The sequence below is a fragment of the Bacillus sp. FSL W8-0848 genome (assembly GCF_038007805.1).
GTDB classification, from domain to species: domain Bacteria; phylum Bacillota; class Bacilli; order Bacillales; family Bacillaceae; genus Bacillus; species Bacillus glycinifermentans.
On record NZ_JBBOYB010000001.1, the window covers coordinates 2942335 to 2968788 of the forward strand.

29 protein-coding genes and 1 pseudogene are annotated in these 26454 nt (G+C 45.3%); 16 read left to right on the forward strand and 14 right to left on the reverse strand.

What is annotated here, in order from left to right:
• The first annotated feature begins 101 nt into the window (after positions 1 to 101).
• The 8 genes and pseudogenes from NSQ39_RS15550 (at position 102) to NSQ39_RS15585 (ending at position 8494) form a co-directional block, all read left to right on the forward strand.
• A complete protein-coding gene (locus NSQ39_RS15550; RefSeq protein ID WP_175077262.1) occupies positions 102 to 1181 on the forward strand; it encodes a BMP family lipoprotein in 1080 nt (359 codons plus the stop codon).
• Between the two features lie 114 nt (positions 1182 to 1295).
• Complete coding sequence (locus NSQ39_RS15555; RefSeq protein WP_046131673.1) at positions 1296 to 2831, forward strand: ABC transporter ATP-binding protein; 1536 nt, start codon at positions 1296 to 1298, stop codon at positions 2829 to 2831.
• Positions 2824 to 3856 (forward strand): annotated as a pseudogene (locus tag NSQ39_RS15560) (ABC transporter permease). Before NSQ39_RS15555 ends, NSQ39_RS15560 begins: the two are co-directional and overlap by 8 nt.
• Entirely contained in the window at positions 3857 to 4816 is a 960-nt protein-coding gene (locus tag NSQ39_RS15565) for an ABC transporter permease (RefSeq protein ID WP_341015826.1), read from the forward strand.
• Between the two features lie 228 nt (positions 4817 to 5044).
• A complete protein-coding gene (pssA, locus tag NSQ39_RS15570; RefSeq protein ID WP_046131676.1) occupies positions 5045 to 5578 on the forward strand; it encodes a CDP-diacylglycerol--serine O-phosphatidyltransferase in 534 nt (177 codons plus the stop codon).
• A 6-nt stretch (positions 5579 to 5584) separates the two neighbouring features.
• On the forward strand, positions 5585 to 6067 hold the full coding sequence (locus NSQ39_RS15575; protein ID WP_175077264.1) for a DedA family protein: 483 nt from the start codon (positions 5585 to 5587) through the stop codon (positions 6065 to 6067).
• Between the two features lie 34 nt (positions 6068 to 6101).
• A complete protein-coding gene (locus NSQ39_RS15580; protein ID WP_046131678.1) occupies positions 6102 to 6890 on the forward strand; it encodes a phosphatidylserine decarboxylase in 789 nt (262 codons plus the stop codon).
• 263 nt (positions 6891 to 7153) lie between these two features.
• Complete coding sequence (locus NSQ39_RS15585) at positions 7154 to 8494, forward strand: 2-hydroxycarboxylate transporter family protein (RefSeq protein ID WP_341015829.1); 1341 nt, start codon at positions 7154 to 7156, stop codon at positions 8492 to 8494.
• Positions 8495 to 8542: 48 nt separating this feature from the next.
• Here the strand turns inward: NSQ39_RS15585 and NSQ39_RS15590 are convergent, their stop codons facing one another.
• On the reverse strand, positions 8543 to 8764 hold the full coding sequence (locus NSQ39_RS15590) for a hypothetical protein (RefSeq protein WP_046131680.1): 222 nt from the start codon (positions 8762 to 8764) through the stop codon (positions 8543 to 8545).
• A 243-nt stretch (positions 8765 to 9007) separates the two neighbouring features.
• Between NSQ39_RS15590 and NSQ39_RS15595 the strand changes: the two genes are divergently transcribed.
• Genes NSQ39_RS15595 through mnhG form a run of 7 tightly spaced genes read left to right on the forward strand, consistent with a single transcriptional unit; the run spans position 9008 to position 14774 of the window.
• A complete protein-coding gene (locus NSQ39_RS15595) occupies positions 9008 to 11410 on the forward strand; it encodes a Na+/H+ antiporter subunit A (RefSeq protein ID WP_046131681.1) in 2403 nt (800 codons plus the stop codon).
• The gene (locus NSQ39_RS15600) at positions 11407 to 11838 is read left to right on the forward strand and encodes a Na(+)/H(+) antiporter subunit B (RefSeq protein ID WP_046131682.1); all 432 of its coding nucleotides are present in this window, start codon (positions 11407 to 11409) and stop codon (positions 11836 to 11838) included. The genes NSQ39_RS15595 and NSQ39_RS15600 overlap by 4 nt, the downstream gene beginning before the upstream one ends.
• The gene (locus tag NSQ39_RS15605; protein ID WP_046131683.1) at positions 11838 to 12179 is read left to right on the forward strand and encodes a Na(+)/H(+) antiporter subunit C; all 342 of its coding nucleotides are present in this window, start codon (positions 11838 to 11840) and stop codon (positions 12177 to 12179) included. The genes NSQ39_RS15600 and NSQ39_RS15605 overlap by 1 nt, the downstream gene beginning before the upstream one ends.
• On the forward strand, positions 12172 to 13650 hold the full coding sequence (locus NSQ39_RS15610; RefSeq protein WP_046131684.1) for a Na+/H+ antiporter subunit D: 1479 nt from the start codon (positions 12172 to 12174) through the stop codon (positions 13648 to 13650). The genes NSQ39_RS15605 and NSQ39_RS15610 overlap by 8 nt, the downstream gene beginning before the upstream one ends.
• 5 nt (positions 13651 to 13655) lie before the next feature.
• Positions 13656 to 14132 (forward strand): Na+/H+ antiporter subunit E, encoded by a 477-nt coding sequence (locus NSQ39_RS15615; RefSeq protein ID WP_046131685.1) that lies wholly within the window; start codon positions 13656 to 13658, stop codon positions 14130 to 14132.
• The gene (locus tag NSQ39_RS15620) at positions 14132 to 14416 is read left to right on the forward strand and encodes a Na(+)/H(+) antiporter subunit F1 (RefSeq protein ID WP_046131686.1); all 285 of its coding nucleotides are present in this window, start codon (positions 14132 to 14134) and stop codon (positions 14414 to 14416) included. The genes NSQ39_RS15615 and NSQ39_RS15620 overlap by 1 nt, the downstream gene beginning before the upstream one ends.
• Positions 14400 to 14774 (forward strand): monovalent cation/H(+) antiporter subunit G, encoded by a 375-nt coding sequence (gene mnhG / locus NSQ39_RS15625; RefSeq protein WP_046131687.1) that lies wholly within the window; start codon positions 14400 to 14402, stop codon positions 14772 to 14774. The genes NSQ39_RS15620 and mnhG overlap by 17 nt, the downstream gene beginning before the upstream one ends.
• 41 nt (positions 14775 to 14815) lie before the next feature.
• Here the strand turns inward: mnhG and NSQ39_RS15630 are convergent, their stop codons facing one another.
• The 6 genes from NSQ39_RS15630 to degQ form a co-directional block, all read right to left on the reverse strand.
• Entirely contained in the window at positions 14816 to 15208 is a 393-nt protein-coding gene (locus NSQ39_RS15630) for a hotdog fold thioesterase (RefSeq protein WP_046131688.1), read from the reverse strand.
• Positions 15209 to 15227: 19 nt separating this feature from the next.
• Complete coding sequence (locus NSQ39_RS15635) at positions 15228 to 15866, reverse strand: response regulator transcription factor (RefSeq protein WP_046131689.1); 639 nt, start codon at positions 15864 to 15866, stop codon at positions 15228 to 15230.
• An 82-nt stretch (positions 15867 to 15948) separates the two neighbouring features.
• Entirely contained in the window at positions 15949 to 18252 is a 2304-nt protein-coding gene (locus NSQ39_RS15640) for an ATP-binding protein (RefSeq protein WP_175077266.1), read from the reverse strand.
• A gap of 1 nt (position 18253) precedes the next feature.
• Complete coding sequence (gene comX / locus NSQ39_RS15645; RefSeq protein ID WP_175077267.1) at positions 18254 to 18427, reverse strand: competence pheromone ComX; 174 nt, start codon at positions 18425 to 18427, stop codon at positions 18254 to 18256.
• A 3-nt stretch (positions 18428 to 18430) separates the two neighbouring features.
• Positions 18431 to 19312, reverse strand: coding sequence for a polyprenyl synthetase family protein (locus NSQ39_RS15650; protein WP_175077268.1), 882 nt, complete (start codon positions 19310 to 19312; stop codon positions 18431 to 18433).
• Positions 19313 to 19498: 186 nt separating this feature from the next.
• Positions 19499 to 19639 carry a degradation enzyme regulation protein DegQ gene (gene degQ / locus NSQ39_RS15655; protein ID WP_046131692.1) on the reverse strand — a complete coding sequence of 47 codons (141 nt, stop codon included), beginning with the start codon at positions 19637 to 19639 and terminating at the stop codon, positions 19499 to 19501.
• 492 nt (positions 19640 to 20131) lie between these two features.
• On the opposite strand from degQ, the gene NSQ39_RS15660 reads away from it, so the two are divergent.
• On the forward strand, positions 20132 to 20479 hold the full coding sequence (locus tag NSQ39_RS15660; protein ID WP_236809861.1) for a hypothetical protein: 348 nt from the start codon (positions 20132 to 20134) through the stop codon (positions 20477 to 20479).
• 50 nt (positions 20480 to 20529) lie between these two features.
• Here the strand turns inward: NSQ39_RS15660 and NSQ39_RS15665 are convergent, their stop codons facing one another.
• The 7 genes from NSQ39_RS15665 to NSQ39_RS15695 form a co-directional block, all read right to left on the reverse strand.
• Positions 20530 to 21747, reverse strand: a complete 1218-nt coding sequence (locus tag NSQ39_RS15665) for an EAL and HDOD domain-containing protein (RefSeq protein WP_046131693.1) — start codon at positions 21745 to 21747, stop codon at positions 20530 to 20532.
• 154 nt (positions 21748 to 21901) lie between these two features.
• The gene (locus NSQ39_RS15670) at positions 21902 to 23371 is read right to left on the reverse strand and encodes a nicotinate phosphoribosyltransferase (RefSeq protein WP_046131694.1); all 1470 of its coding nucleotides are present in this window, start codon (positions 23369 to 23371) and stop codon (positions 21902 to 21904) included.
• Between the two features lie 17 nt (positions 23372 to 23388).
• Positions 23389 to 23940, reverse strand: a complete 552-nt coding sequence (locus NSQ39_RS15675) for a cysteine hydrolase family protein (RefSeq protein WP_046131695.1) — start codon at positions 23938 to 23940, stop codon at positions 23389 to 23391.
• A 137-nt stretch (positions 23941 to 24077) separates the two neighbouring features.
• Positions 24078 to 24470, reverse strand: a complete 393-nt coding sequence (locus NSQ39_RS15680; protein ID WP_046131696.1) for a YueI family protein — start codon at positions 24468 to 24470, stop codon at positions 24078 to 24080.
• A 99-nt stretch (positions 24471 to 24569) separates the two neighbouring features.
• Positions 24570 to 24818 carry a YueH family protein gene (locus NSQ39_RS15685; RefSeq protein ID WP_046131697.1) on the reverse strand — a complete coding sequence of 83 codons (249 nt, stop codon included), beginning with the start codon at positions 24816 to 24818 and terminating at the stop codon, positions 24570 to 24572.
• Between the two features lie 74 nt (positions 24819 to 24892).
• Positions 24893 to 25117 (reverse strand): spore germination protein, encoded by a 225-nt coding sequence (locus NSQ39_RS15690; protein ID WP_046131698.1) that lies wholly within the window; start codon positions 25115 to 25117, stop codon positions 24893 to 24895.
• A gap of 72 nt (positions 25118 to 25189) precedes the next feature.
• On the reverse strand, positions 25190 to 26293 hold the full coding sequence (locus NSQ39_RS15695) for an AI-2E family transporter (RefSeq protein ID WP_175077270.1): 1104 nt from the start codon (positions 26291 to 26293) through the stop codon (positions 25190 to 25192).
• Positions 26294 to 26454 lie beyond the last annotated feature (161 nt).

Sequence of the window (26454 nt, forward strand, 5' to 3'; positions counted from 1 at the left end):
AGATGATATGCCGGCATTTATCGGGGATGGTGAGACATTGGTCCTCCCGCAGATAAATATGTATTCCGGAGCCGATCAATACAAAATTGGGGGGTTATTTCTTGAATAAGCGCAAAGCTGGACTGGCTCTTTCGCTTGTCGTGGCCGCAGGTGCAATCTTGACCGCATGCGGAGCAGGCGGAAATAAAACTGGTGCCGAGAAGAAAAAAGACGATTTTACGGTCGCAATGGTAACGGATGTCGGAGGGGTAGATGATAAATCTTTTAACCAATCCTCATGGGAAGGGATTCAGGCTTTTGGAAAAGCCCATAACATGGAAAAAGGCAAAAACGGGTACGACTATCTGCAATCGAAATCAGATGCTGACTATACGACAAATCTCAACAAGCTGGCACGCGAAAAATTCAGCCTCATTTACGGCGTCGGCTACCTGATGGAGGATGCCGTCACCGAAATCGCCGAACAGCGTCCTGACAGCCACTTTGCTATCATTGACGCCGTCGTGAAAAAAGATAATGTGGCAAGCATCACATTCAACGAGAATGAAGGCTCATTCCTCGTCGGGGTTGCCGCAGCTTTATCAAGCAAATCGAAAAAGATCGGTTTTGTCGGCGGAATGGAGTCGGAATTGATCGAAAAGTTCGAAGCCGGATTCCGCGCGGGCGTACAGGCCGCTGATCCAAAAGCGACCGTACAGGTCAAATACACGGGGGCCTTCGATAAAGCCGATCTTGGAAAAGCTACGGCTGAAAGCATGTACAAATCGGGTATCGATGTCATTTACCATGCAGCCGGAGGAACCGGAAACGGCGTATTCACCGAAGCAAAAAATCTGAAAAAAGAAGATAAAAACCGCAGCGTCTGGGTTATCGGCGTCGATAAAGACCAACACACAGAAGGACAGGTCGAAGGAACCGACTTAAATGTCACGCTGACCTCTATGATCAAAAAGGTTGATGTTGCCGTTCAAGACTTGACTGAAAAAGCAAGCAAAGGCGATTTTCCGGGCGGCAAAACGATCACGTACGGCCTTAAGGAAGACGGCGTAGGCATCGCTCCGACAACCGATAACCTCTCAGAAGACACAATCAAAGCCATCGACGAATGGAAACAAAAAATCATCGACGGCAAGGTCAAAGTACCTTCTTCCCGCAAAGAGCTAAAAAACTTCAAGATATAACGTTGCTCAAAAACAATGTTCATAGCAGGCGGACGGCTTTGCCGAAGCCTAAAGGAGCTGCAGTCATGCAGCTTTTCTTATGCTGATCTTAAAACAAAGGAGCGGACCTGAACCGTGGAATATGTCATTGAAATGCTAAACATACGCAAGGAATTCCCAGGTATCGTCGCCAATGACCATATTACCCTGCAAGTAAAAAAAGGCGAAATTCATGCGCTCCTCGGCGAAAATGGCGCAGGGAAATCGACTTTGATGAACGTGCTTTTCGGTTTGTACCAGCCTGAAAAAGGCGAAATCAAGGTGCGCGGCAAAACGGTGAAGATCACCAGCCCCAACATCGCCAACGACCTTGGAATCGGCATGGTCCATCAGCATTTCATGCTTGTCGACACATTTACCGCAGCCGAAAACATCATCATTGGAAAAGAGCCGAAAAGATTCGGCATGATCGACAAAAAACGTGCCGTCCAAAAGGTGCGCGAGCTTTCCGAAACTTACGGGCTGAAAGTCGATCCGGAAGCAAAGGTGTCGGACATGTCGGTCGGAATGCAGCAGCGCGTGGAAATATTGAAAACCTTATACCGCGGCGCCGACATTCTCATTTTCGATGAACCGACTGCAGTCTTGACGCCTCAGGAAATCAAAGAACTGATTCAAATCATGAAAAACCTTGTAAACGAGGGCAAATCGATTATTTTGATCACCCATAAGCTGAAGGAGATCATGGAGGTTGCTGAAAAGGTCACGATTATCAGAAAGGGAAAAGGCATCAAAACCCTCAATGTCAAAGACACGAATAAGGATGAGCTCGCAAGCCTGATGGTCGGACGGGACGTCTCTTTTACAACCGCCAAGAAGGAAGCTGAACCGAAGGGCAAAGTCCTGTTGATCAAAGATTTGACTGTCAAAGACAAGCGCGGCATCGAAGCCGTCAAACGGCTCAATTTATCGGTCGCAGCCGGGGAAATCGTCGGCATTGCCGGAGTTGACGGAAACGGGCAGACAGAGCTGATTGAAGCGATTACAGGTCTGAAGAAAACACATGCCGGCACCATCTCCTTAAACGGAAAAGAAATCCAGAACCTGACGCCGCGGCGCATCACGGAAGCAGGCGTCGGGCATATCCCGCAGGACCGGCACAAACACGGCCTCGTTCTCGATTTTCCGATCGGCGAAAACATCGTCCTGCAAAGCTATTACAAACGCCCTTTCTCCAAATTCGGCCTGCTGAACCAAAAAGAAATCTATCAAAAAGCAAGACAGATCATCGGCGAATTTGACGTGCGCACGCCTGATGAATACACGCCGGCCAGGGCGCTGTCGGGCGGAAATCAGCAAAAAGCGATCATCGGCCGCGAAGTGGACCGCGGACCCGATCTTTTAATTGCCGCCCAGCCGACAAGGGGCCTTGATGTCGGTGCGATCGAATTCGTTCATAAGCGTCTGATTGAACAGCGGGACGCAGGAAAAGCGGTGCTCCTTCTTTCATTCGAATTGGATGAAATCCTGAATGTGAGTGACAGAATCGCCGTCATATTTGAAGGCAGCATCATCGCTGAAGTCAATCCAAAAGACGCGACTGAACAGGAGCTTGGCCTCCTGATGGCCGGAAGCAAGAAAAAGGAAGCGGGGAAAGAAGCAAATGTATAAACGATTATCGTCTTTACTCATACCGCTCACAGCCATTATTCTCGGATTGCTCGCCGGAGCTGAGCGGATATGACGTCATGAGCGGATATTCCGCCCTTTGGAACGGCATCTTTGGGGAAACCTATTATATCGGCGAAACCGTCAGACAGATTACCCCTTACATCTTATCAGGCCTTGCCGTAGCGTTCGCTTTTCGGACGGGATTATTCAACATCGGCGTCGAGGGACAGCTGCTTGCGGGATGGACGGCAGCCGTTTGGATCGGGACCGCCGTCGAAGCGCCGATGTTCATCCACCTTCCGCTCGCCGTCTGCGCCGCCGCGCTTGCGGGCGCTCTGTGGGGATTCATTCCCGGCTTTTTAAAAGCGCGCTTTTACGTACATGAAGTGATCGTGACGATCATGATGAACTATATCGCGCTGCACGTCACCAACTATTTGATCATGTACGTCATGACAGATCATAAGGATAAAACGGAAAAGATTTCCGAAACGGCGTCACTCAGATCGGACTTTCTTGAGAGAATTACCGATTTTTCAAGGCTTCATTGGGGAATCGTCATCGCCCTCCTCGCAGCTGTCATCATGTGGATCATCATTCAAAAAACGACAAAAGGCTTTGAACTGCGCGCCGTCGGTTTAAACCAGCATGCATCACAATATGCGGGCATGAGCGTAAAGAAAAACGTGGTCACGGCGATGGTGATTTCCGGTGCATTTGCCGGTATGGCGGGAGCGATGGAAGGTCTCGGAACGTTTGAATACGCCTCAGTAAAGGGATCTTTTACAGGGGTCGGCTTTGATGGAATTGCCGTCGCCCTTCTCGGCGGAAATACGGCGCTTGGCGTCGTACTCGCGGCTTGCCTGCTCGGGGGATTAAAAGTCGGCGCTCTGAACATGCCGATCGAAGCCGGCGTTCCGACCGAAGTCGTGGATATTGTCATCGCCATCATTATTTTATTTGTCGCATCGCATTACATCATCCGCCTCATGATTCAAAAACTGGGCAGCAAGGGGGGAAAATAAGTGGATATCCTGCAAATACTCGGCATTATCGTTCCGGCTACGCTCGTCTATTCTGCGCCGCTTATTTTAACCGCTCTCGGAGGCGTCTTTTCCGAAAGATCCGGGGTCGTAAACATCGGGCTTGAAGGCTTGATGATCGTCGGAGCGTTTACGGCCGTGATCTTCAATTTGTTTTTCGCCCAGCAGTTCGGGGCTTTTACGCCGTGGCTGGGGCTTGCCGCCGCAATGGCCGCAGGCGGGCTTTTCTCCCTGATTCACGCCGGCGCTTCGATTTCATTCAGGGCCGATCAGACGGTCAGCGGAGTTGCCATCAACATGCTGGCGCTCGGCAGCACGCTGTTTTTCGTAAAGCTGATCTACGGAAAAGCCCAAACGGATAAAATCCCCGAACCTTTTTACAAAACGGATATCCCCGGTTTAAGCAGTATACCGGTAGTCGGCGATATTTTGTTCTCAGATGTTTATTTCACGTCGATTTTGGCGATTGTACTCGCCGGCGTTTCATGGTTCGTTTTGTTTAAAATACCGTTCGGCCTGCGGATACGCTCTGTCGGCGAACATCCGATGGCCGCTGATACGATGGGCGTGAATGTTTACAAAATCAGATACATCAGCGTTTTTATCAGCGGCCTTTTCGGCGGTTTGGGCGGCGGGGTATATGCGTCAACGGTCACGCTTGATTTTTCGCACGCCACCATCACGGGACAGGGCTTCATCGCCCTCGCTGCGCTCGTGTTCGGAAAATGGCATCCGATCGGCGCCCTCGGGGCAGCCTTGTTTTTCGGTTTCGCACAAAGCTTGAGCATCATCGGCTCCATGCTCCCTCTGTTTAAAGAAATACCGAATGTCTACATGCTGATTGCGCCTTACGTCCTGACGATCCTCGCACTTGCGGGCTTTATCGGCAGGGCGGACGCGCCGAAGGCAAACGGAAATCCGTATATAAAAGGAAAACGATGACAAATAAAACCCGAATAAGAGAACATTGTGTTCTCTTATTCTTTTTTCGCCAATTCCCTTAATAAAACCTAAAATTTTTTAAGCAAAACCCATGTTTTTACCACTTTTATGGTATGATGAAAAAGTCTGGTTACTGTCTGTTTATTGCAGAGGCTGAACAAATGATATAAAATGTAATATTGTTTAATTTGAATATAAAACGGTTTTATTTAAAGGATGCGAAATCAATTGAAAAAAACGATCATACCTTCTTTGATTACGATTGGAAACTTTGTTTCGGGATTATCGGCCTTGCTATTGGCGTTCAGAGGGTATTTATTATTGGCGATTCTATGTGTTTTGATCGGCGCCATTTTTGATATGCTTGACGGCATGGCCGCCCGAAAACTGAATGCCGTCACTCCGTTCGGAAAAGAACTGGACTCATTGGCCGATATTATTACGTTTGGCATTGCTCCGGCCATTATTACATATTCTGTTATTTTTCACGATGCGCCGCTGATGGGCCTCCCTTCAACACTCTTGTTCCCTGTCTGCGGAGCCCTTCGGCTCGCCCGCTTCAATATTCAAGGGGAGCAGGAATATTTCACAGGACTGCCGATTACTGCGGCCGGCACAATTCTCGTGATCCTGAACCTTTTATTTGATATCCTTGGCAAAAAGATGTTCATTATGATCACCTTATTCCTGTCCTATCTCATGGTCAGCAGGATCAAAGTCATCAGCCTAAAAGGGAAAAATTTATTGAAGAAAGTGAGCTAGGGTTTAATGGATGTAGCAAAAGAATTGATTTCCCAGTACGGGTATTTTGCGATTTTCGGCATGCTCGTCCTCGGAATTATCGGGCTGCCGATTCCCGACGAAGTGATGATGACATTTGTGGGATACCTGTCTTCCATTCATATTCTACATTACGGTTTAGCCATTGTGATCAGCTTTTCAGGCGCTTTATCAGGAATGGTCATCAGCTATTTTTTAGGCAAGAAAATCGGCAAACCGCTTTTAGACAAGTTCGGAAAATGGATAGGCCTGACCCCGAAAAGGCTGGAAACCGTCCGCCGCTGGTTCGACAAATACGGACCGTGGACGATCGTTTTCGGCTATTTCATTCCGGGCATCCGCCATGTGACATGCTATCTCTCGGGGATGAACGAAATGAAAATGAAAAAGTTTCTGACCTTTGCCGGTTCAGGAGCTTTTATTTGGTGTCTCGTCTTTATCACGATCGGGTACACAATCGGCGTAATTTAATAGCTTCCCGGATGATGCAGAAGGAGTGAACAGCTTGAAAAAGCGGCTTTACCGATGTTTGATAGAATTGACAAATAAAAAGGGCGTGTCCCGGGCATTGAAAAAATTTGCTCAGTCAAAACTCAGCAAACCGCTGATCCGCCCGTATATGAAAACCTTCCAAATCAATACGGAAGAAATGCTCGAGGATGTCAGCTCTTTTAACAGTTTGCACGAGCTGTTCATCAGAAGGCTGAAAGACGGAGCCCGCCCTATTCCTTCGGTCCCGGACTGCCTGATCAGCCCGGTTGACGGAGTCATAGAAGAAATGGGCACAGTCTCCGCAGATAAACAGTTTATCGTCAAACATAAACCTTATTCATTAGAGGAAATGATCGGCAATGATGCAATCGCAAACCGCTATTTAGGCGGAACCTATATCATCATCTATTTGAGTCCACGGGACTATCATAGAATCCACAGCCCGGCGGATGGCACGCTCGAAACGCAATATTCGCTCGGCAGCTCTTCATACCCTGTTAACAAGACAGGGTTGACATACGGCAAGTCGCCGCTGACGAAAAATTACCGGATGATTTCTGAAATCAGGCATCAATACGGATCAGCCCTTCTCGTAAAAGTCGGAGCGATGTACATTAATTCGATCGTCATGCTGCAGGAGGCGAAAAACTGGCGGCAAGGCGAAGAAATCGCCTACTTTTCATTCGGCTCGACCGTTATTTTGCTGTTTGAAAAAGATACTTTTATCCCGGTCGGCACCCTCTGTCCCTCATTGAAAGTAAAAATGGGGGACATTTTAGGCTCACTGGCAAGCGTAAAATAGACCTCAATCTCCCGAGTACACCTCCGGGGGATTTTTTAATCCGCTGATTTAAAAAGCTCCGTCTCCTAAATCAAAAAACAGAGAAAGGGTTTTCATTTTGATCCAAAAGACCTATAAAATAGAGAGTTTTGAAGGAAAGCGCTCTCTTAAGGGGTCTTTTTTCTCTTTAATTTAATTATCAATCACTTATTTTAATTTAAAAATACACAAAAAATACACTTTTCTTCTACAATTGTAACCATACAAATGTGGGGGTGTTTTTCATGGAAGTAGCAAAGAATTTGAAACCGATTACAACCGATCAAAAAGAACATAAAAATGCATTTCAAAAATTGATTCATTGGAAGATCGGCGTCATTCCGTTTCCGCTTTATCTGGCATTATCCATCATTATTTTTCTATCAGCTTATTTTAACCAGCTGCCTAACGATATGCTCGGCGGATTCGCCATCATCATGATTTTGGGAGTCGTGCTCGGAGATATCGGCCAGCGGATTCCGATTTTAAAAGATATCGGCGGACCTGCGATTCTTTCATTGTTCGTTCCTTCATTTTTAGTCTTTTATAAAGTGCTCAACCCGGCGTCTTTGGATGCGGTTACAACACTAATGAAAACGTCTAACTTTCTGTATTTTTATATCGCTTGTTTAGTTGCCGGAAGCATTTTGGGCATGCACCGCACGATTTTAATTCAAGGCTTTATGAGAATGTTCGTGCCGCTTTTGGCCGGTACTATCGCCGCCGTCGCTGCCGGAATACTCGTCGGCTTAATACTAGGCTACAGCCCTTATGAATCTTTCTTCTTTATTATCGTACCGATTATTGCCGGCGGTATCGGCGAAGGAATCTTGCCGCTGTCTCTCGCCTATTCGCATATTTTGGGACAATCTACCGATGTCTTTGTTTCACAGCTCATTCCGGCTGCGATTATCGGAAACGTCGTGGCGATCATCGCGGCAGGATTGATGAAAAAACTTGGCGAAAAGCGTCCTGAGCTAAACGGAAACGGACGGCTTGTCAAATCGAAAAAAGACGATGAAATTTTCAACCAAAAAGAAGAAGAGCCTAAAATTGATTTGAAATTAATGGGCGCGGGCGTTCTGATCGCTTGTACGTTCTTCATTTTCGGCGGCCTGGTTTCGAAATTCATCGCGATTCCAGGGGCGATTTTAATGATCATTGCAGCGGCTGCAGTGAAGTATGCGAAACTGCTGCCGGCCAGCATGGAAAAAGGCGCTCACCAGCTTTACAAATTCATGTCATCAAGCTTTACTTGGCCGCTGATGGTCGGACTTGGCATTCTTTATATCCCGCTTGATGACGTTGCAGCAGTCATCTCTGTTCGCTTCGTTATCGTCTGTGCATCCGTCGTTATCGCAATGGTCACTTCAGGGTACTTTGTCGGAAAATTGATGAACATGTATCCTGTCGAATCAGCGATCGTAACAGGCTGCCACAGCGGTCTTGGCGGAACCGGGGACGTCGCCATCCTTTCGGCTTCAGGAAGAATGGGCCTCATGCCGTTCGCACAAATCTCTACGCGTCTCGGAGGCGCATCCACGGTTATTATGGCAACCATTTTATTGAGATTTTTCACATCATAACAAACAAAAAGGAGTCTGATCGATACGATCGGATTCCTTTTTTTGTTTTCAGCGTTTTACAACTCTGATATATTCCCTCGGTTTAAAAGGAGCGTTTTCTTTTTCCATACCGCTTTCCGTCTGCATCGGGGCGAAATCGCCTTCAGACGTCCGCTCTTCTTCCGCCCCTGCTTCCGGATCGTTTTCAATGGGCATTTCCCTGTTGATGATAAACGCTCCCGCAAACATCGAGCAAAACAAACCGAGGCTGGCAAAAGCTTTTGTTCTCATCTTTTATCACCTTTCGAATAGTTTGTTCAAAAAAAAATGTATTATACAAATGCCTTATTTTTTGATAAAATTGTTTTCAAGTTCATAAGACCCCATAAAACCTTGATCCTTCGCGGTCATGCAGCCGTCCAAAAATTGAGTTATAATTTGTCTAGGTCGCCAGCTCTAAAAAAGTACAGCACGTTTGAAAATGATCGTATGGAACAAAATGTATGTATATAAGCTATCAAAAGGAGGTTAATGATGACGTCTTTACATATTGCAATAGTAGCGCCTTTAGTACTCGCCTTCTTGATTCCGCTGTTGGCGAAATATGTCCGCAAGATTCATACGGGCTGGTTTGTTCTTATTCTGCCTGTTTTATTATTCGTTTATTTTTTCCGTATGATCGGCATGACTTCACATGGCGGGACGTTAAAAGCAACTTTGGAATGGATTCCTTCCTTCGGCATTAATTTTACCGCCTATGTCGATGGTCTGGGACTCCTGTTTGCCCTCCTGATTACGGGGATCGGGGCACTGGTTGTTCTGTACAGCATTTATTATCTGTCCAAGGAAAAGGAACAGCTCGGGCCGTTTTACGTTTATCTGCTCATGTTTATGGGAGCGATGCTCGGCGTCGTACTTGTTGATAACGTCATTGTACTTTATTTATTTTGGGAATTGACCAGTATCTCTTCTTTCCTGCTTATCGGCTATTGGCACAAGCGGGAAAAGTCGCGTTATGGCGCGACAAAATCGATGCTGATCACGATTTTCGGCGGCCTTTCGCTGCTTGGAGGATTCATCCTGCTCTATATCATCACGGGTTCATTCAGCATCAGGGAAATGATCAGCCAGGTTGACGCCATATCGGCGAGCGGCTTTTTCCTGCCGGCTCTCGTGCTGATTTTGATCGGAGCTTTTACAAAATCGGCTCAATTTCCTTTTTATATCTGGCTTCCGGATGCGATGGAAGCACCGACGCCGGTCAGCGCTTATTTGCATTCGGCGACGATGGTCAAAGCGGGCATCTATTTGGTGGCAAGATTCACGCCCGTTTTCGCTTTTTCGGGAGAGTGGTTTTGGATCGTATCTTTGACCGGGATCATTACGCTTTTCTGGGGTTCATTCAATGCCGTCAAACAGACGGATTTAAAAGCGATTCTCGCATTCTCCACCGTCAGCCAGCTCGGAATGATCATGTCAATGCTCGGCGTCGGGGCGGCGGCTTTGCACTTTGAGCAGTTTAATTATTATTTGGTCGCGGTCATTGCCGCCGTCTTTCATTTGATCAACCATGCCACTTTTAAAGGCAGCCTTTTCATGGCGGTCGGAATCATCGACCATGAAACCGGAACGCGGGATATCCGCAGGCTCGGCGGTTTAATGACGATCATGCCGATCACCTTTACCATTTCGCTGATCGGCGCGTTTTCGATGGCGGGATTGCCTCCGTTTAACGGGTTTTTGAGCAAGGAAATGTTTTTTACGAGCATGCTTAGAATCACTGACTTCAACCTGTTCAGCGCTGATACGTGGAGCTTTTTGTTCCCTGTGCTTGCTTGGACGGGCAGTGTGTTTACGTTTATTTACAGCATGGTGTTGCTGTTTCAGACATTCGGGGGGAAATATCAGCCTGAAAAGCTTGAGAAAAAAGCGCACGAAGCTCCGCTCGGCATGCTGATTTCGCCGATCATCCTCGTGTCTCTGGCTGTGATCTTTTTCTTTTTCCCGAACATTCTGTCTTATACGATCATTGAGCCTGCGGCTGCTTCAATTATGCCGAGCCTTTTGGACGGGGATGAAAAATTCAAGGTCCATATTTCGATATGGCACGGTTTTTCGCCTGAGCTCTTTATGACGATCGGAGTTGCGGTGCTCGGTGTTCTCGCTTATCGAACCCTTGGCAAATGGAGGAAGGTCTATAGCCTGTTTCCTGATAAGCTGACGCTGAACAACTTGTACGACCGTTCCCTCTACGGGCTTGAAAAGGGCTCCAACAAAGCCACACGGACGTACATGACGGGTTTCCTTCGGGATTACCTCGTATACATTTTTGCATTCTTCATTATCGCAGTCGGCGGTACGCTTGTGCTGACGGGAGGCTTTTCCTACAGCGTGAAAGGGACCGCTTCAATCGGCGTTTATGAGCTCGTTTTGTCAGCGGTCATGATTGCCGCCACTTTTGGAACGGTTTTTGCGAGATCAAGGCTGACGGCGATTATCGCACTCGGTGTCATCGGCTATACGCTCGCTTTGTTCTTTGTAATTTTCAGAGCGCCCGATCTGGCGCTGACGCAGCTGATTATCGAAACGATTTCAGTGGCGCTGTTCCTGCTGTGCTTCTATCATCTGCCGAAGCTCAACTTCAAACCGAAAACGAAAACATTCAGGATCACGAATGCACTCGTTTCGATTGGCGTCGGAGCTGTCGTGACGCTGCTTGCTTTAGCTTCAAACAGCCAGCGCTCCCTTGAAAGCATTTCGTCTTATTTTATTGAAAACAGCTATAAGCTAGCCGGCGGCCACAATATCGTCAACGTGGTGCTGGTTGATTTCAGGGGATTTGATACATTATTTGAAATTACCGTGCTTGTCATCGCCGCGCTTGGCATATACGGAATGATCAGGCTCAGAATGGAGAAGGGAGGAGAAGAGCATTGAATAAACAGCAGACAAACGATGTGATTTTGCAGACCGTTACAAAGGTCGCCTGCTTTATCATTTTGCTCTTTTCATTCCACCTGTTTTTTGCAGGCCATAACAATCCGGGAGGCGGCTTTATCGCAGGGCTGATGACGTCTTCTTCCTTCGTGCTGCTCCTGCTTGCCTATGATTTGAAAACGGTGAAGAACATCCTGCCTATCAATTTTATTTATGTGGCTGCAACAGGCTTATTCATCTCCGTCTGCACTGGGATCGGGTCGTTTGTATTCGGCGCTCAGTTTCTCTCGCATGCGTTCGGCTATTTTCACCTTCCGCTTCTCGGGAAAACGGAGCTCGCCACCGCCGTGCTGTTTGACACCGGCGTATACCTCGTAGTGGTCGGAGTGACGATGACCATTATTCAGACGATTGGAGAGAGAGAATAATGGAGATTTTAATGGCGTTTATTGTAGGAATATTGTTCACGGCAGCGACTTATTTAATGCTGTCAAAAAGCCTTCTGAGGGTGATCATCGGAACGGCCGTTCTCAGCCACGGCGTACACCTCCTTTTGTTGACGATGGGAGGATTAAAAAAGGGTGCTCCTCCGATTTTAAAAAACGATACAGCGTCTTATGTCGATCCGATCCCTCAGGCTCTTATTCTGACGGCGATCGTCATCGCCTTCGGCGTCACGTCTTTCCTTTTGGTCATGGCCTTCCGCGCCTACCAGGAGCTGAAAATGGACGATATGGAACAAATGAGGGGAAATGATCAACATGAATAACCTTGTCATTCTGCCAATATTGATTCCTTTATTGGCCGCGGTTTTGCTAATCTTTATGAACAAATCGATCAAGCTGATGCGCGCCTTCAGCGCCGTCTCTTCCCTTGCAGCCGTGGCAGCGGCGGCCTTGCTCGTTCAGACCGTATTCACGGACGGGATACAAACCTTGTATCTTGGCGGGTGGAAGCCTCCGTTCGGGATCATCCTTGTCGCCGATCAATTCGCCAGCATTCTCGCATTGACGACTGCGATCATCGGATTCGCGACCGTCTTGTATTCGTTTCGTTCAATCGGGGAAAAACGGGAGCGCTTCTTTTATTATCCGGCTGTCCAATTTCTGCTTGCCGGTGTAAGCGGAGCTTTTTTAACGGGGGATTTGTTCAACCTGTTCGTGTTCTTCGAAGTTCTTTTAATGGCTTCATACGTTTTAATCGTCATCGGCGGCACGAAGATCCAGCTGAGAGAATCATTGAAATATATCGTATTTAATATTATTTCTTCCGCTTTATTCGTGATCGGAGTCGCTTATCTATACGCCGTGACGGGCACATTAAACATGGCGGACCTCAGCGTGCGGATCAGCGAATCCGGACACGCCGGGCTGATCACCGTTATCGCCGTGCTGTTTCTCATCGTCTTTGGATTGAAAGGCGGGATTTTCCCGCTTTATTTTTGGATGCCCGGCTCTTATTATGCGCCGCCTGCGGCCGTTTCCGCTTTGTTCGGGGCGCTGCTCACCAAAGTCGGAATGTATGCGATCGCCCGCGTTTTCACGCTGATTTTCACGCAAAACGCCGGATATACCCATCAGCTGATGGTCTGGCTTGCGGCGCTCACGATCATATTTGGCGTTATCGGGTCAATCGCCTATTGGGACGTCCAAAAAATCATCATCTACAATATCGTGACAGCGGTCGGGGTGATTCTGTTCGGCATCGCCGCCAATACGCCCGCTTCCATCGAGGGATCCATCTATTATCTGATACACGACATGATCATTAAGGGAGCGTTGTTTATGCTGTGCGGGGCGCTGTTTGCGCTGGCCGGAACGAACAGCCTGAAAAAAATGAGCGGCTATATGAAAACCCATCCTGCCCTCGGCTGGATGTTCATGATTTCTGCCGTTTCATTAGCCGGAATTCCGCCCTTCAGCGGCTTTATCGGAAAGCTGAAAATTGCCGAAGGCGGCTTTATCAGCGGAGAGTTCGTCATCACCCTGCTGATGCTGTTATCAAGTCTGCTTGTCTTATATTCCGTCATGAAAATATTTATATACGGGTTTTGGGGGGAAGAACGGAAAGACGCTTCGCGAAACAGATCGGTGAAAGGCTTCATTTATCCGGCAGCAATCCTGCTCTTTCTGTCACTCGCGGTCGGAATCGGCACCGAGTTCGTCGCTCCGTACTTTCATCAGGCAGCCGATACGCTGATTCACCCTGAAAAATACATTGAAGCCGTTTTGAAGGAGTAGATCGCATGGCATTACAAATCTTGCTGAATGTTATTCTTGCATTGTGCTGGATGTTTCTGAACAATGATCCAACCGCCGTCGGCTTTATCACCGGCTACGCGATGGGATTATTCTCGCTCTTTTTACTGAGACGCTTCTTTCCGCGCCGTTTTTACGTCCTGAACATTTGGGCGATCATCATGCTTCTCTTGATTTTCATCAAAGAACTGCTGCTCGCCAATCTCAGCGTGCTGAAGACGATCCTGGCGCCGAAGCTGAAAAATAAGCCGGGGATCTTCGCTTTTAAAACAGACCTGAAAGCAGACTGGGAAATTACGACCTTGGCGAACCTGATTACGCTGACGCCCGGCACATTGGTTATCGATATTTCAGATGACCGTTCGATTCTTTATATACATGCGGTCGATATAGACGATGCCGAAAAAGCCATCTACGACATTCGGCATTCGTTTGAAGAGGCCATTAAGGAGGTAAGCCGCTGATGTTTGAATTCATTCTCCAGCTCTCGCTCGGCATCCTGGCGATCTCCACTTTTTTATACGTCATCAGGGTGATCAAAGGACCGAGCATCCCTGACAGAGTGGTGGCGCTTGATGCGATCGGCATCAATCTGATCGGTATTACGGCTCTCGTCTCGATTCTTTTAAATACGTCCACATTTTTAGAGGTTATCTTGCTGATCGGCATTTTAGCATTTATCGGAACTGTTGCATTTTCAAAATTCCTTGAGAAAGGAGAGATTATTGAAAATGATCGAAGCCGCTAAAATTGTCATTGCCGTTTTCATTCTTTTAGGGGCGCTGATCTCCCTTGCCGCGTCATTTGGAACGTTAAGGCTCCCTGACGTCTATTCGAGAATCCACGCCGCTTCAAAAGGTGCGACATTAGGCATTATCAGCGTTCTGCTCGGCGTCTTTTTTTACTTCTGGTTCCTCCACGGCATCATCGCGGCAAAGGTGCTGCTCGGTATCGTCTTTGTCTTCCTGACGTCTCCCGTAGGCGCCCATTTGATCGCACGTGCCGCTTACAATTCAGGGGTGAAAATGGAAGAGAAAAGCGTCCAGGATGATTACGAAGGATACAGAAATTTCGTCATCAAAAAGAAAGAAGACTCTTATTTATAAAGAAAACTCGCCGAAACGGGCGAGTTTTTTTGATGAAATGGTTATGATGAGGAGGAATGCTGGACGACCGCCATGGTGCATCGAGACACGGAAATGAGCCGATCCTCTTCATCGCGGATGTCAATGTGGAATACCATCGTGGATCTTCCGACATGAAGCGGGGTTGCGACCGCTTTAACAGTCCCTTCCTTGATGGATTTGATATGGTTGGCGTTAATCTCAAGCCCGAAACAGGCCTGCCGCTTTGGATCGATGTGCTGATATGCTCCGATGCTGGCCACCGTTTCGGCCAGTGCGACAGATGCCCCTCCGTGAAGAAAGCCAAACGGCTGGCGCGTCCTTTCATCAACAGGCATGACAGCAACGCAGCGTTCTTTATTGCATTCCGTCACTTCAATGCCAAGCGCTTCAAGAAGCGTATGTTTCGTCTCCACTGGACAAGTTCTCCTTTCCTTAAAGTACGCCTTCGGATTTTGCGATCAATACAGCTTCCGTACGTGATCCGACATTCAGTTTGTTAAATACGGAAGTCAGGCTGTATTCGATCGAACGTTTGCTCAGATGCAGCGCATCGGCAATCTCCTGATTCGTATAGCCTTTTTCGACCTCTTTTAAGATCAGGCGTTCTCTTTCAGTCAATACGTCATGCTGGGTCTCTTGGCTGCTTGATTTTGTTTTTTGCTTGGTGATCAGATCTTTTAAGTAATCATAATCGACGACAATTTTATTATCCAACACCTGATATATGTACTCAATAATCTTTTCCTTTGACTCTGTTTTGCTGATCGCACCATGCATGCCGGAACGAATCGCTTCTTCAAAATAATCTTCTACTTCGTATCCGGTATAAACGATAATTTTGCATGATGAACAGGTCTCAAGGATTTTCTTGGAGAGGTCCATTCCGTTGATTTCGCCCAGATTCAAATCCATTAAGATCAGGTCATATGCAGAAAAATCATGTTTAGTCAGAAATTGTTCGCTGGCTTCCGGACTGAGGCAATCGACAAGAAAATCCTGATTCGTTTCAAGAATTGCCTTTGTCCCCTCCATGACAGCCGGATGATCATCGATCACAAGTAATCTTCTCATAATTTCCTCCCTTTTCCGTTCACCTAACACCATTTTATAGAAAAAACTTGGTAGATGACAAGCAAAATTCCTTTACTAAACATTACAATTCCATTTCAATGATGACCTTGAATCCTTTTCCCTCTGCTGTTTTAATGTCCAGTTTACCGTTCAATGCGCGGACGCGCTCGCGAATTCCCGACAGCCCCATACTGGAGCTGTTTTGATAAAGCTTGTCCTGATCAAAACCGATGCCGTCATCTTCATAATGGAGCACGACTTTTTCCTTAATGCAAACGAGCATAACCAAAACCTCATGCGCCTTCGAATGTTTCACTGCGTTGCTCAAAAGTTCCTGGACGATTCTGTACAGATTCAACTGTGTATCGAGATCAAGCACTTTTGAAAACCTTTCCGTGTTTAATCTGATCCGAATCGAAGAGGATTCCTGATGCTGCGCCGCCAGTTTGGAGAGTGCTTTAACGAGGCCGAGATCGTACAACAGCTGTGGTCTCAGCTCCTGGCACGTCTCCCTCGTCATCTGGATCACATTCGACATTTGCTCATTCATATTGACGAGCCTTTGCTCAATTTCGGCCGTGCACACTTTATCTTTTTCAAAATCGGCAAGAAACATCTCGCTTTGATGCTTCAAAGAAATCATATCCTGAAGCACCGAATCGTGTAAATCCCTCGCCAAATCGGACCTCTGCTTCTCCTCGATCGCAAACATCAGCTTATTCAGCCATGCCGGATTCGGCCCTTCTTTTTTCACATTCTCAAGATGTTCCATCAGCTCGCCGATCTTCAGAACGTTTTCCAAGGAAACGCTCGTATAAAATGCCAGCGTCTCAAGCCACGAAATCTCATCACGGGTCAGCCTAGGCGTATTTAAAATCGACAGGCACAACATGACATAAGACGTCCCGCCCCGTTCACCGATTTTAATGAGAAACCCGCGGTCGACTTCGACGATTTTGCCGATTTCGGTGATGACCTTGGCGACTTCTTTTTCATACGGAATCCACGGGTATTCTTCCGTTTCTCCCTCGAGAAAAGATATCGTTCCGTTGTTTTTTACTTTCAGTACATGCGCCTGACTGACAATCAGTACATCTAAAATTGTTTGTTTTAATTCCAGCAAAACTTGGTTTAAGGATGTGAAGGTACGGATCGTTTGCGTAAACTTAAAAATGCTGTCTTGATAATTGAATTTCTCCGAGAACCGCTTCAGACGGAAGCGATAGTCCAAGATTTCTTTAAGATAGAAAACGCCTAGGATCACAAGATAAATATAGATTGCCAATCTTGCATCATAGTAGTCTCCTTCCTGAAATCTCATTAGCTTTATGGTAGAAATCATGATGATAGTTGGGATAATTGCAAGCAGTCCATAATATTTTAACCTTCCTATCAAAAATTCCACGTCATAAATTTTGTTTGATATAAATTGGTAAACTAATGTAAAAGGAATAATTAATAGAAAGGGAGCAACTACTGCTGCAGAATAAATAAAATCATCAATGACTAAAACCGGGACGAGATAAAATGCAATAAAAGGAAAGACGGCAAAAAAGTTGCCAAGCATGAGCATTTTCAAAAAATAAGTTTGCTCTGTATTTTTATGTTTAACCAAGCCGTAAACAAAAACAAATATCACTAATACTAGTCCTATGAAGAATGAATACAAATTAATATACGGAATAGGGTCTTTAAGTTTTTCAAAAGTACTACTTAAAATCTCAAGAACTAGATTAAAAAGCGGCAGTAAATAAAAGAAAAACACCTTATTACTACATAATTTTTTGCCTATCTCTTTAAAATATTGATATAAAAAGTGCAAGTAATTGATTGGAATTGATATAAAGGTTAACAAATTTACATACCTACTAAACACATTACCCCTTGAAGTTCCTCCTGCACTTACATAGGCAATCGATATAGTAAGCAAAAATAGGATTAATAAAAATGAAGACGTTTGTTTTTTGGTCTTTTTAGATTTTAAAATTAAAATAACACAAAACAAGCATAATAAATAAAACACCACCGGGATTAAAACAGTAAATAAGATATCATAGCTAATGATGGTGTCTCTTGTATCAGTTGTGATAATTTGTCCGTTCCTCTCAATCGAAAGGGAACTAACATTAGCTAGTATATTATTCTTTGGCACGTCCTTAGACGGCTTTTCATTATTAACTTTAAGAATAATATCTCCAGCTTTTAAACCTGTGTAATCCGCTAGTGAATCCTCTTGTATATAGTCAACCACAAGTTGATTGTCAGAATTGTACTTTAAATATGCACCTACAAATAAATTGTTATAACATATATATACGACGTAACAACTATAGATAAAACTAAGACAGATCAGTATAATTGATACAATTTTCAAGGGGAATTTCATTTTAAAAACTTCTCCAAAACGGAACCGGCCTTCCAATTGATGATTCCAATAATTTAAATCCATCAATGATACTCATTAATTGATCTATATCCAATCCTAATAGACAAGCATTCCCATTAATAACCTGTTCTAAAACCTCTGGATGTTGAACTAAAAAGTTTACGATCTCCTGCACATTCTAATACTCCTTTCCAAATATCTTCAAGACAAACGAAGTCAAACGCTGTTTTTTTATCTCTTCCAATTCCAACCCCGCTATCCCCTTTTTAAATTTCTGAATAGCGAGCTGGTTCATGACATACATATACTGAGTGACGCCTGCTGCCTTTAACTTTTCTTTGTAGCATTTTATTTCTATATCGGTAAATTTATCCTCATCTTCAAATATATTTAACAAATCAATTGACGCCTGATTAAATTTTCTTGTCAAATATAAGTAAGCGAGCGTCCGCTTCTTTTTGGCGATGTCGCTTTTTGAATTATAAAAAAGGGCTTTATAATCGTTTTCGATCTGTGCTGCAATTCCCAACTGGCAGGCGTATTCTTCGACCGTCGGATTGAATTCGCCCGTGGCCAGCATCGTTCCCAAAACGCACGGAAGAGCCGTCAGGGAGCCCGATTTGCGTTTAATCATGTCGAGACACTCATCTTCGGTTGCAGGCCGATTGCTCAGATCATCATGCTGTCCCTGCATCGATTGAAGCGTATATTCCATCAATTTATGTAAAAATACTGGCTCATTTGAAACACAACTGATCACTTTGATGCTAAGTGTGTAAAGGGCTGTCGCCGCGTTCAGAGCGACCGCGCGGTTCATCCTCATCCAAGGCTCATCCGGACTGTCTTCATCCTCTAAATCATCGAAGATGTCAAACGAAAGTATCAGCAGTTCGATCCCTGCTCCAAGCGTTTCTGCTTTATCCGTATCTGTGCCGCCGAAACTAAAGTAATGGTAAAAAACAAGTTCGCTGAAATGCAGATGGTCCTTTGCATCTACAAAAGAGCGCAATGTTTGATTTAAATCGCCGTTGGGAATTTCATCGTCTATAAAATGATTCATTTTTTGCTTGATTTTATCATGATCTAGACTGAAAAGCTTAGAGATGACACTCCCTCCTTTCTTCATATTTTACTAAATCAAATTCCTGATTGACAGTGCATTTTTCTTTTTTAACAATTATATAATAATTTATCCTTTTTTTGGGTCGTAACCGCAAAAAAAAAAAGACTTGTGAAACAAGTCCTTTTAAGAGGTTTTTAAATATGAGTATTTATCATATTGGTCGATACTTTTGTTAATCTTGCGCAAGGAGTCTTTCGTTTCCCTGATTTCATTTTCAAGCCGCCAAAGCAATTGCTTTAACTCTTCAATTTGTTGCTTTTCCACTGATTCCACACTCCTTTTGGAAGATCAATCAATTTGTGTATAGTGAACGAGTCATAGGTATTTGATCTGTTAATACAAGTTTAAAGGGAAATGACCACTTTTTCACCGAAAAGTTGGCCTGACATTCGTGCGTTACACCGCAAACATTCAATAGACCATAACACCCATTTTACATCATCGAGCACTAGTTCTCAAACCCTAAGAAAATTTAAAAACTTTTCATTTTTTTCAAAAGGAAAACTTCAACCCTCTTCAAAATCCTTTTATAACAGGAATAAGAGCAAAATCAGTTCGTTTTATGACCGTAAGCCAAAAGTATCATCTGATGGAAAGCAAAAAAACGGACGGAGTTGCGGAACGCAACCGCGGCGTCAACACCGAAAAAAAACGCAAAACGATATTGCGTATGTTTTATCCTGAAAAAACCATTCCTTGTGCTCACACCGCAAAAACCGCAATTTGACCCGTAAAATGAAAAATGAGGTGTTCAGTTTGTTTCCATGTTACATCATCAACGCGTATTGGGCATATCCGTACCGTCATGTTCATGATCGGCAGCTATTTCCCGAGGTCAAAACAGACGTGTTTCTCCGCTCCGCAAGAACCGCAAACAGCCTGATGGCTGACGGGCAGCTGATCCTAAACAGAATAACTGCTTCGCGCGACCTTGCGCGAAGAATTATGGAAGCTGCGCAAAGATCGCAAAAAGAAACCGTCATCGCGCTTCTGAGACAAACCGGTATCAGAAGCCGGCTTGACGTATCCTTCAATCCGGACGGCCTCCGCATTATTCTCATCAATCCATCCAGTACAATGTCACTGATGCTGCGCTGGTCTTGAAAACGCAAAAAATCCGGCTTCTCGTATGAGAACAGCCGGATTTTTGGACGTTATAATATCTTGTGACACCATTCGATGGCTTCAAGGTAGCATCGGTGTGCTTCCTCCTTTGTTAAGCCGTCTGTTTGCGAGGTATCTTCCCATTCGTTTCGCTCAATTAATTTCGCAAGGTGCAAAACTTTTCGATAGTCGTTCTCTTTGCCAAGCAGCGCCTGTCCCACTTCGTCTGTCAGCGGCAGTTCACTGATGACTTCCGTCAGTTCCTTGTGCAAAAGCGTATCAATAAATGAAAACATTCCTGTCAGCATATAGGAAGAAGGCTGGGGACGCCTTGTTTTTTTGGCCAGCAATTCGCAAAGCTTCGCCCGGATCAGCGAAATTTTCACGACTTCGTTTTTGCTTGAATTTTGTTTTTTTGTCAGGTCTTTAAATGAGAGGATGTAGATCCATCTTTTGATTTCTTTAAATCCGAGCAGCACGATCGCCTGGCGGATGCTTTTAATTTTTTGTATCGGCCGGCTGGCTGCAGAATTCAGCAGCTTCAAGAGCTGGTAGGATAGCGACAAATCCTTTTCAATAATATTTGTGACAACCTGAATGTCAGGCTGTTCTTCGCTTAGCTCATGAAGCAGTTCATAATAGGCATGAAAATGATATGTAATGTCCTGACCGTCGATCACGACAGGTTCACTGAAAAAATACCCTTGAAACAAATGAAAACCGTCGGCCGCGGCCTGTTCATACTCTTTTCTCGTCTCGACTTTTTCAGCAAGAAATTTCAGATGGTAAGACCGGCAGGAATGCAGAATGAACCGCCGTTCGGCCTGCGTCGTTTTGAAAAAATCGACCTTTAGTATATCGATATACTTCAGCAGCTGATTGAGAAGCTCTTGATTCCCGCTGTGTTTTAAACAAAAATCGTCAAGGGCGATCGTATATCCGAGCTTTTTCAATTGTCTGCACCTTCTGATCAGGTCCCGGGTGATCGGGACATCTTCGAGAATCTCCACGACAAGCCGATCGGGATCAAAATACGTCGGCAATCCCGATTTCAAAAGGCCCTCTGTAAAGTTTACGTAGTATTTTTTACCTTCTGTCAGTTTATTGATTCCGATATTTACAAAGCTGTTGATCATTAGTTCTGTCGTCGCCTGGTCGCCGTCCGTTCCAGAGAAAAAGTTTTCTTCGCTTTCCCTGTATAAAAGCTCATATGCAACGACTTGTTCATTTCTGTTGAAAATTGGCTGTCTGGCAACAAATACCCTCATTCTTCTTCCCCCTAGCGACTCAGGTACCTTTGATCTAAGTATATCAAATAAATGGACGAATCCCTTCGACTTGCGAAAAAATTCATTGAAAAAAAACAGATAATCCCCGAGAATTATCTGTTTTTAGCATCCAGCTATACGGTCGTTTGCATGATCAGTCCCGATCCAGGCTTTTGATCGCTTTGATTTTCGCCTCATGAATCTGCTGCATTTTGTTATTCCAGCATGCTTCGCTTAAATCAACCGGATATTCTTCAGGCTTGCTGATCCGTTTATACTCTTCCCAAAGCAAATTAAGATTTTCCTGAACGTACAGCTTAATATCCTGAATGCTCGGATTCTCATAAACGAGCCTGCCTTTTTCGAAAATCGGTTTATGAAGATCTTTTGCGTCGAAGTTCGTAACAAATTTGCTGATAAACGTATGGACGGGATGAAACATTTTAAGCCGCTCCTGCTCATTCACCTTTTCGTAGTCCAAAGCGATATAGTCGCCTTCTGAATGATGATTCAGCTGGTTGATGATCCGATACACTTTTTTCTGGCCGGGAGTCGTTACTTTTTCCGGATTTGAAGAAATCTTGATCGTATCTGTCATTTTCCCGTTCTCCTCGATTGAGACGAGTTTATAAACCGCACCGAGAGCCGGCTGGTCATAGGCGGTAATCAGCTTTGTTCCGACGCCCCAGACGTCGATTTTCGCCCCTTGGGCTTTCAGGTTCATAATCGTATATTCGTCAAGATCGCTTGAGGCGACTACCTTCGTATCTTTAAAACCCGCTTCGTCCAGCATCGCTCTCGCCTTTTTGGACAGGTATGCAAGATCGCCGCTGTCAAGGCGGATTCCTGTAAATTCGATTTTATCGCCGAATTCTTTAGCTACCTTTATCGCATTGGGAATGCCTGAGCGGACCGTATCATATGTATCGACTAAAAACACGCATTTTTTATGGGTTTCCGCATATTTTTTAAATGCTGTGTATTCGTCTCGATAGGCCTGTACAAGTGCATGGGCGTGCGTGCCTGAAACCGGAATGTCAAACCGCTTTCCGGCGCGGACGTTGCTCGTGGCATCAAAGCCGCCGATGATCGCCGCTCTTGCACCCCACATCGCCGCATCCATTTCATGCGCGCGTCTCGTTCCGAATTCAAGCGCTGTTTCGTCACCGATCACGCTCTTGATTCTCGCTGCTTTCGTAGCGATCAATGTTTGATAATTCACAATGTTGAGCAAAGCGGTTTCAACAAGCTGCGCCTCGGCCAGCGGAGCTTCGATCCGCATGATCGGCTCATTTCCGAAAACGATTTCCCCTTCCTGCATGGAATAAAGGGACCCGGTAAATCTCATCCCTTTTAAAAAGGCGAGAAAATCGTCTTTGAAGCCGAGCTCTTCTTTTAAATAAGCTAAATCGCTTTCAGTAAATCTGAAACCTTGCAAATATTCAATCGCTTTCTCCAGACCGGCAAATACCGCAAAACCGCTGTCAAAAGGGAGCTTTCTGAAAAACAGTTCAAAGACGGCTTTTTTTTGATCAATGCCGTCGCGCCAATAGGTTTCCGCCATGTTAATTTGGTAAAGATCTGTATGAAGTGACAAACTGTCGTCTGTAAACCGGTGTTCCAACCTTCATTTCTCCTTCCTCAATCCGACACTGAGGCTCCAAGGGCGTTTGCAAAATGGGTAAGAGCCCAGTCGTGTCCATCCGGGTTGAAGCTAGCCACTGCGTTTTGATGAATGACAAGATCAAACCCTTTATTATAAGCATCAACTGCTGTATGCAATACGCAAATATCTGTGCACACGCCAATTAAATGCAGTTCTTTGATGTCTCTTTCGCGAAGCTTCAATTCGAGATTCGTTCCCGCGAAAGCGGAGTACCTTGTTTTTTCCATGTAGTATACATGACTGTCATTTTCGTGTTTTTTAAAAAGCGTTTCGAGCTTTCCATATAAAGCCTGTCCAGATGTGCCTTTTATATTGTGGGGAGGAAACAAGCGCGTTTCCGGGTGATGCAAATCGAGAGCATCATGGGCATCGACCGCAAAGACGACAAAGTCGCCGCTGTTTATAAACGTTTCCGCAAGCTTTGCGACGGCACCTTCAATTTTTTGGCCCGGCTCCCCGCACGTCAGCTTTCCGTCTGATGCGACAAAATCGTTCGTATAATCTATGCATATAAGAGCTTTTTTCATTGACGCCCTCCCCGCCTTTTGTATGATAGGTAACATTATAACTTATCTACTCGGACAAGTGAATGGGCGAAACAGCCGGAAGAGTTTGGCAAGCCGCGCCGCAAGCGGCTTTTTTAAGAAAAAAAACAAAACGTTTTTTAGCCTTTTGAACGTTCAAATATATCGTCCTCGACATAAATCGATTGTTTATCAACAGCGTCTTTCGATACGAGAATCAACCCGAGCGGTGTGTCAGACTCCCGGTTTGAGACGATCGAGAAAGGAACCCCGTGCTTGTTCGCGGCCTTGATGTAGACGGAAAAACGGGAATAATCGATGTCTCCGTTCAACAGCAATGCCGCATCAGAGTTTGATTCGATCGCGGTGATCACTTCATCGTACGCTTTCGGGCGGAGAACTTGTCCCTTTGTTAAAGCGATGATCACCCTTTCCCTCAACGAGCCCAAAAACAGCCTTCGCTCATCCGGCTTTGTTTCGCGGACTCCGTGCATCCCCTGCTGCAAATATAGATCGATTGATTCATCGCTCATGTTAAGACCCCCAGTTTATCTTGGCTGCAAAATTTGCGGTGATGACCGCAGCGTTTTTTATCCAGTATGGCATGAAACGGGCGGGGATAAACTTCTCTTCTACATTTCGGTTACCCATTGAACGATCTTCAGCGAAAGCTCCTCTGCCGCATCACTTTGCATGTTTTTTAGCAATGAACTTTTCAGTTTATCTGCGAGCACCTGCTTTTCTTCCTCATAGGAGATCAGCATGCTCCATTCCAGTTCCGGAACGGCTACAAGCGTATGAAACTGCTTTTTATTTTCATGCAGAAAAACATCCGTGATCAATGTTTCTCCGTTCATTACGTTCGCTTTCCTTATTTTCATGTCTTTCCACCTGCCTGTCTGTCTTTTTTCCCATTATACTACAAAAAACAAACAGCCTCTTTTAAAAGAGACTGTCATGCGTTAAAGCCCACCGTTCCATCGAAAACATCCGCGTCCATGAAGCTTGTTTTGCTTCTTTTGTTATTGACGTACCCAAAGTCGCCAACATGAAACCCTCCGCATCCTCCGATTTCGGACGATTGCGCCGTTTTTGGAGAAATGGCAAACACGTCTCCAAAAAAAATGGCGCTGGAGTCGACGACCTCCCGAATCAGAACCGGCCCTACAATTGCAGGCATCATTCCACCTCCGCCATTCCTTTTACGATAGGATATGGGCCCTGCGGAAAAAAGGTTCTCAGAAATTTGATCTTAAGCTTCTTTCGTCATTTCCTTTTTCGATCTCTGCCTTAAACGGACGAGCCGGACGATATTCAATGCGAAAGCCTTCAGCACAGCGTAGGTCGGAACGGCAAGTATCATGCCGAGGACGCCCCCGAAGCTGCCGGCGCCGAGCAATAAAAGAATAATCGTCAGCGGGTGTGTGTTAAGGCGCTTGCCGATAATCAGCGGCGACACGAGGTTTCCGTCGATCTGCTGGACGACAACAACCACGATCACGGCAATCAGGGCTTTCGTCGGCGAGTCGAGAAACGCGATAATGACCGCCGGAGCCGCACCAAGAAACGGACCTACATAAGGAATGATGTTCGTCACGGTCATGATCATGCCGAGAATCAGCGCATACTTCACACCGGCGATCAAAAACCCGATGTAGCAGCCGATTCCGACAAAAAGGCAGACGATCAGCTGTCCCTGAATATAAGCGGCAAGCGTATCATACAAATCCTTGAAAATTTTCAAGCCTTCGTTTTTATATTGATCAGGAAGAATTTTTACAGCCAAATTCGGAAAACGGTGTCCGTCCTTCAGCATGTAAAACAGGATAAACGGGACGGTCAAAGCAATCAGCGCAAGATTGGTCACAACCCCAAACACGGAAGACAGGCTCGCCGTAATATTTTCCGGCAGATTTGTCAGAAAATCTCCGATTGATCTTTCGATTTTTGATACAGAAACAAAATCCTGATTCATCATCCATGTGAACCACTGTGAATTCGATAATTGTTTGATGAAAATTTGGATCTGCTTAACAATGTCCGGAATATTATTAAATAAATCGGTGACCTGCTTTGTAAACATTGGGCCGATAGATGACAGCACAAACCCGATGAGCGCCAGAAACGCCAAATAGATCAGCAAAATGGACAAAGTTCTCGGCAGCTTTTTCTCTAAAAGCCGTACGACAGGGTTGAAGATGAAATACAAGATCCCTGCGATCAATACCGGAAAAAACAGTGTCGATGCGAACACAATAATCGGTTCGAACAGGAAAGACACTTTTGTAGAAACAAAAATAATAAGGAGTACCAATAAAATTTGTACCGTCCAAAAATGAGTCTTTGATTTAAACAACTTTTTTCCTCCCGGTTTTTTCATTACTCTAAAAACTACTATTCACACCATCGCCTGTCAACTGTTTTTCTTCCATACATACGAAGAAACCGAAAAAGGGTTTCATTTTCCTCTTATGGCCAAATCATTTGACATCTCCCCTCGTTGTAATTATTATATTT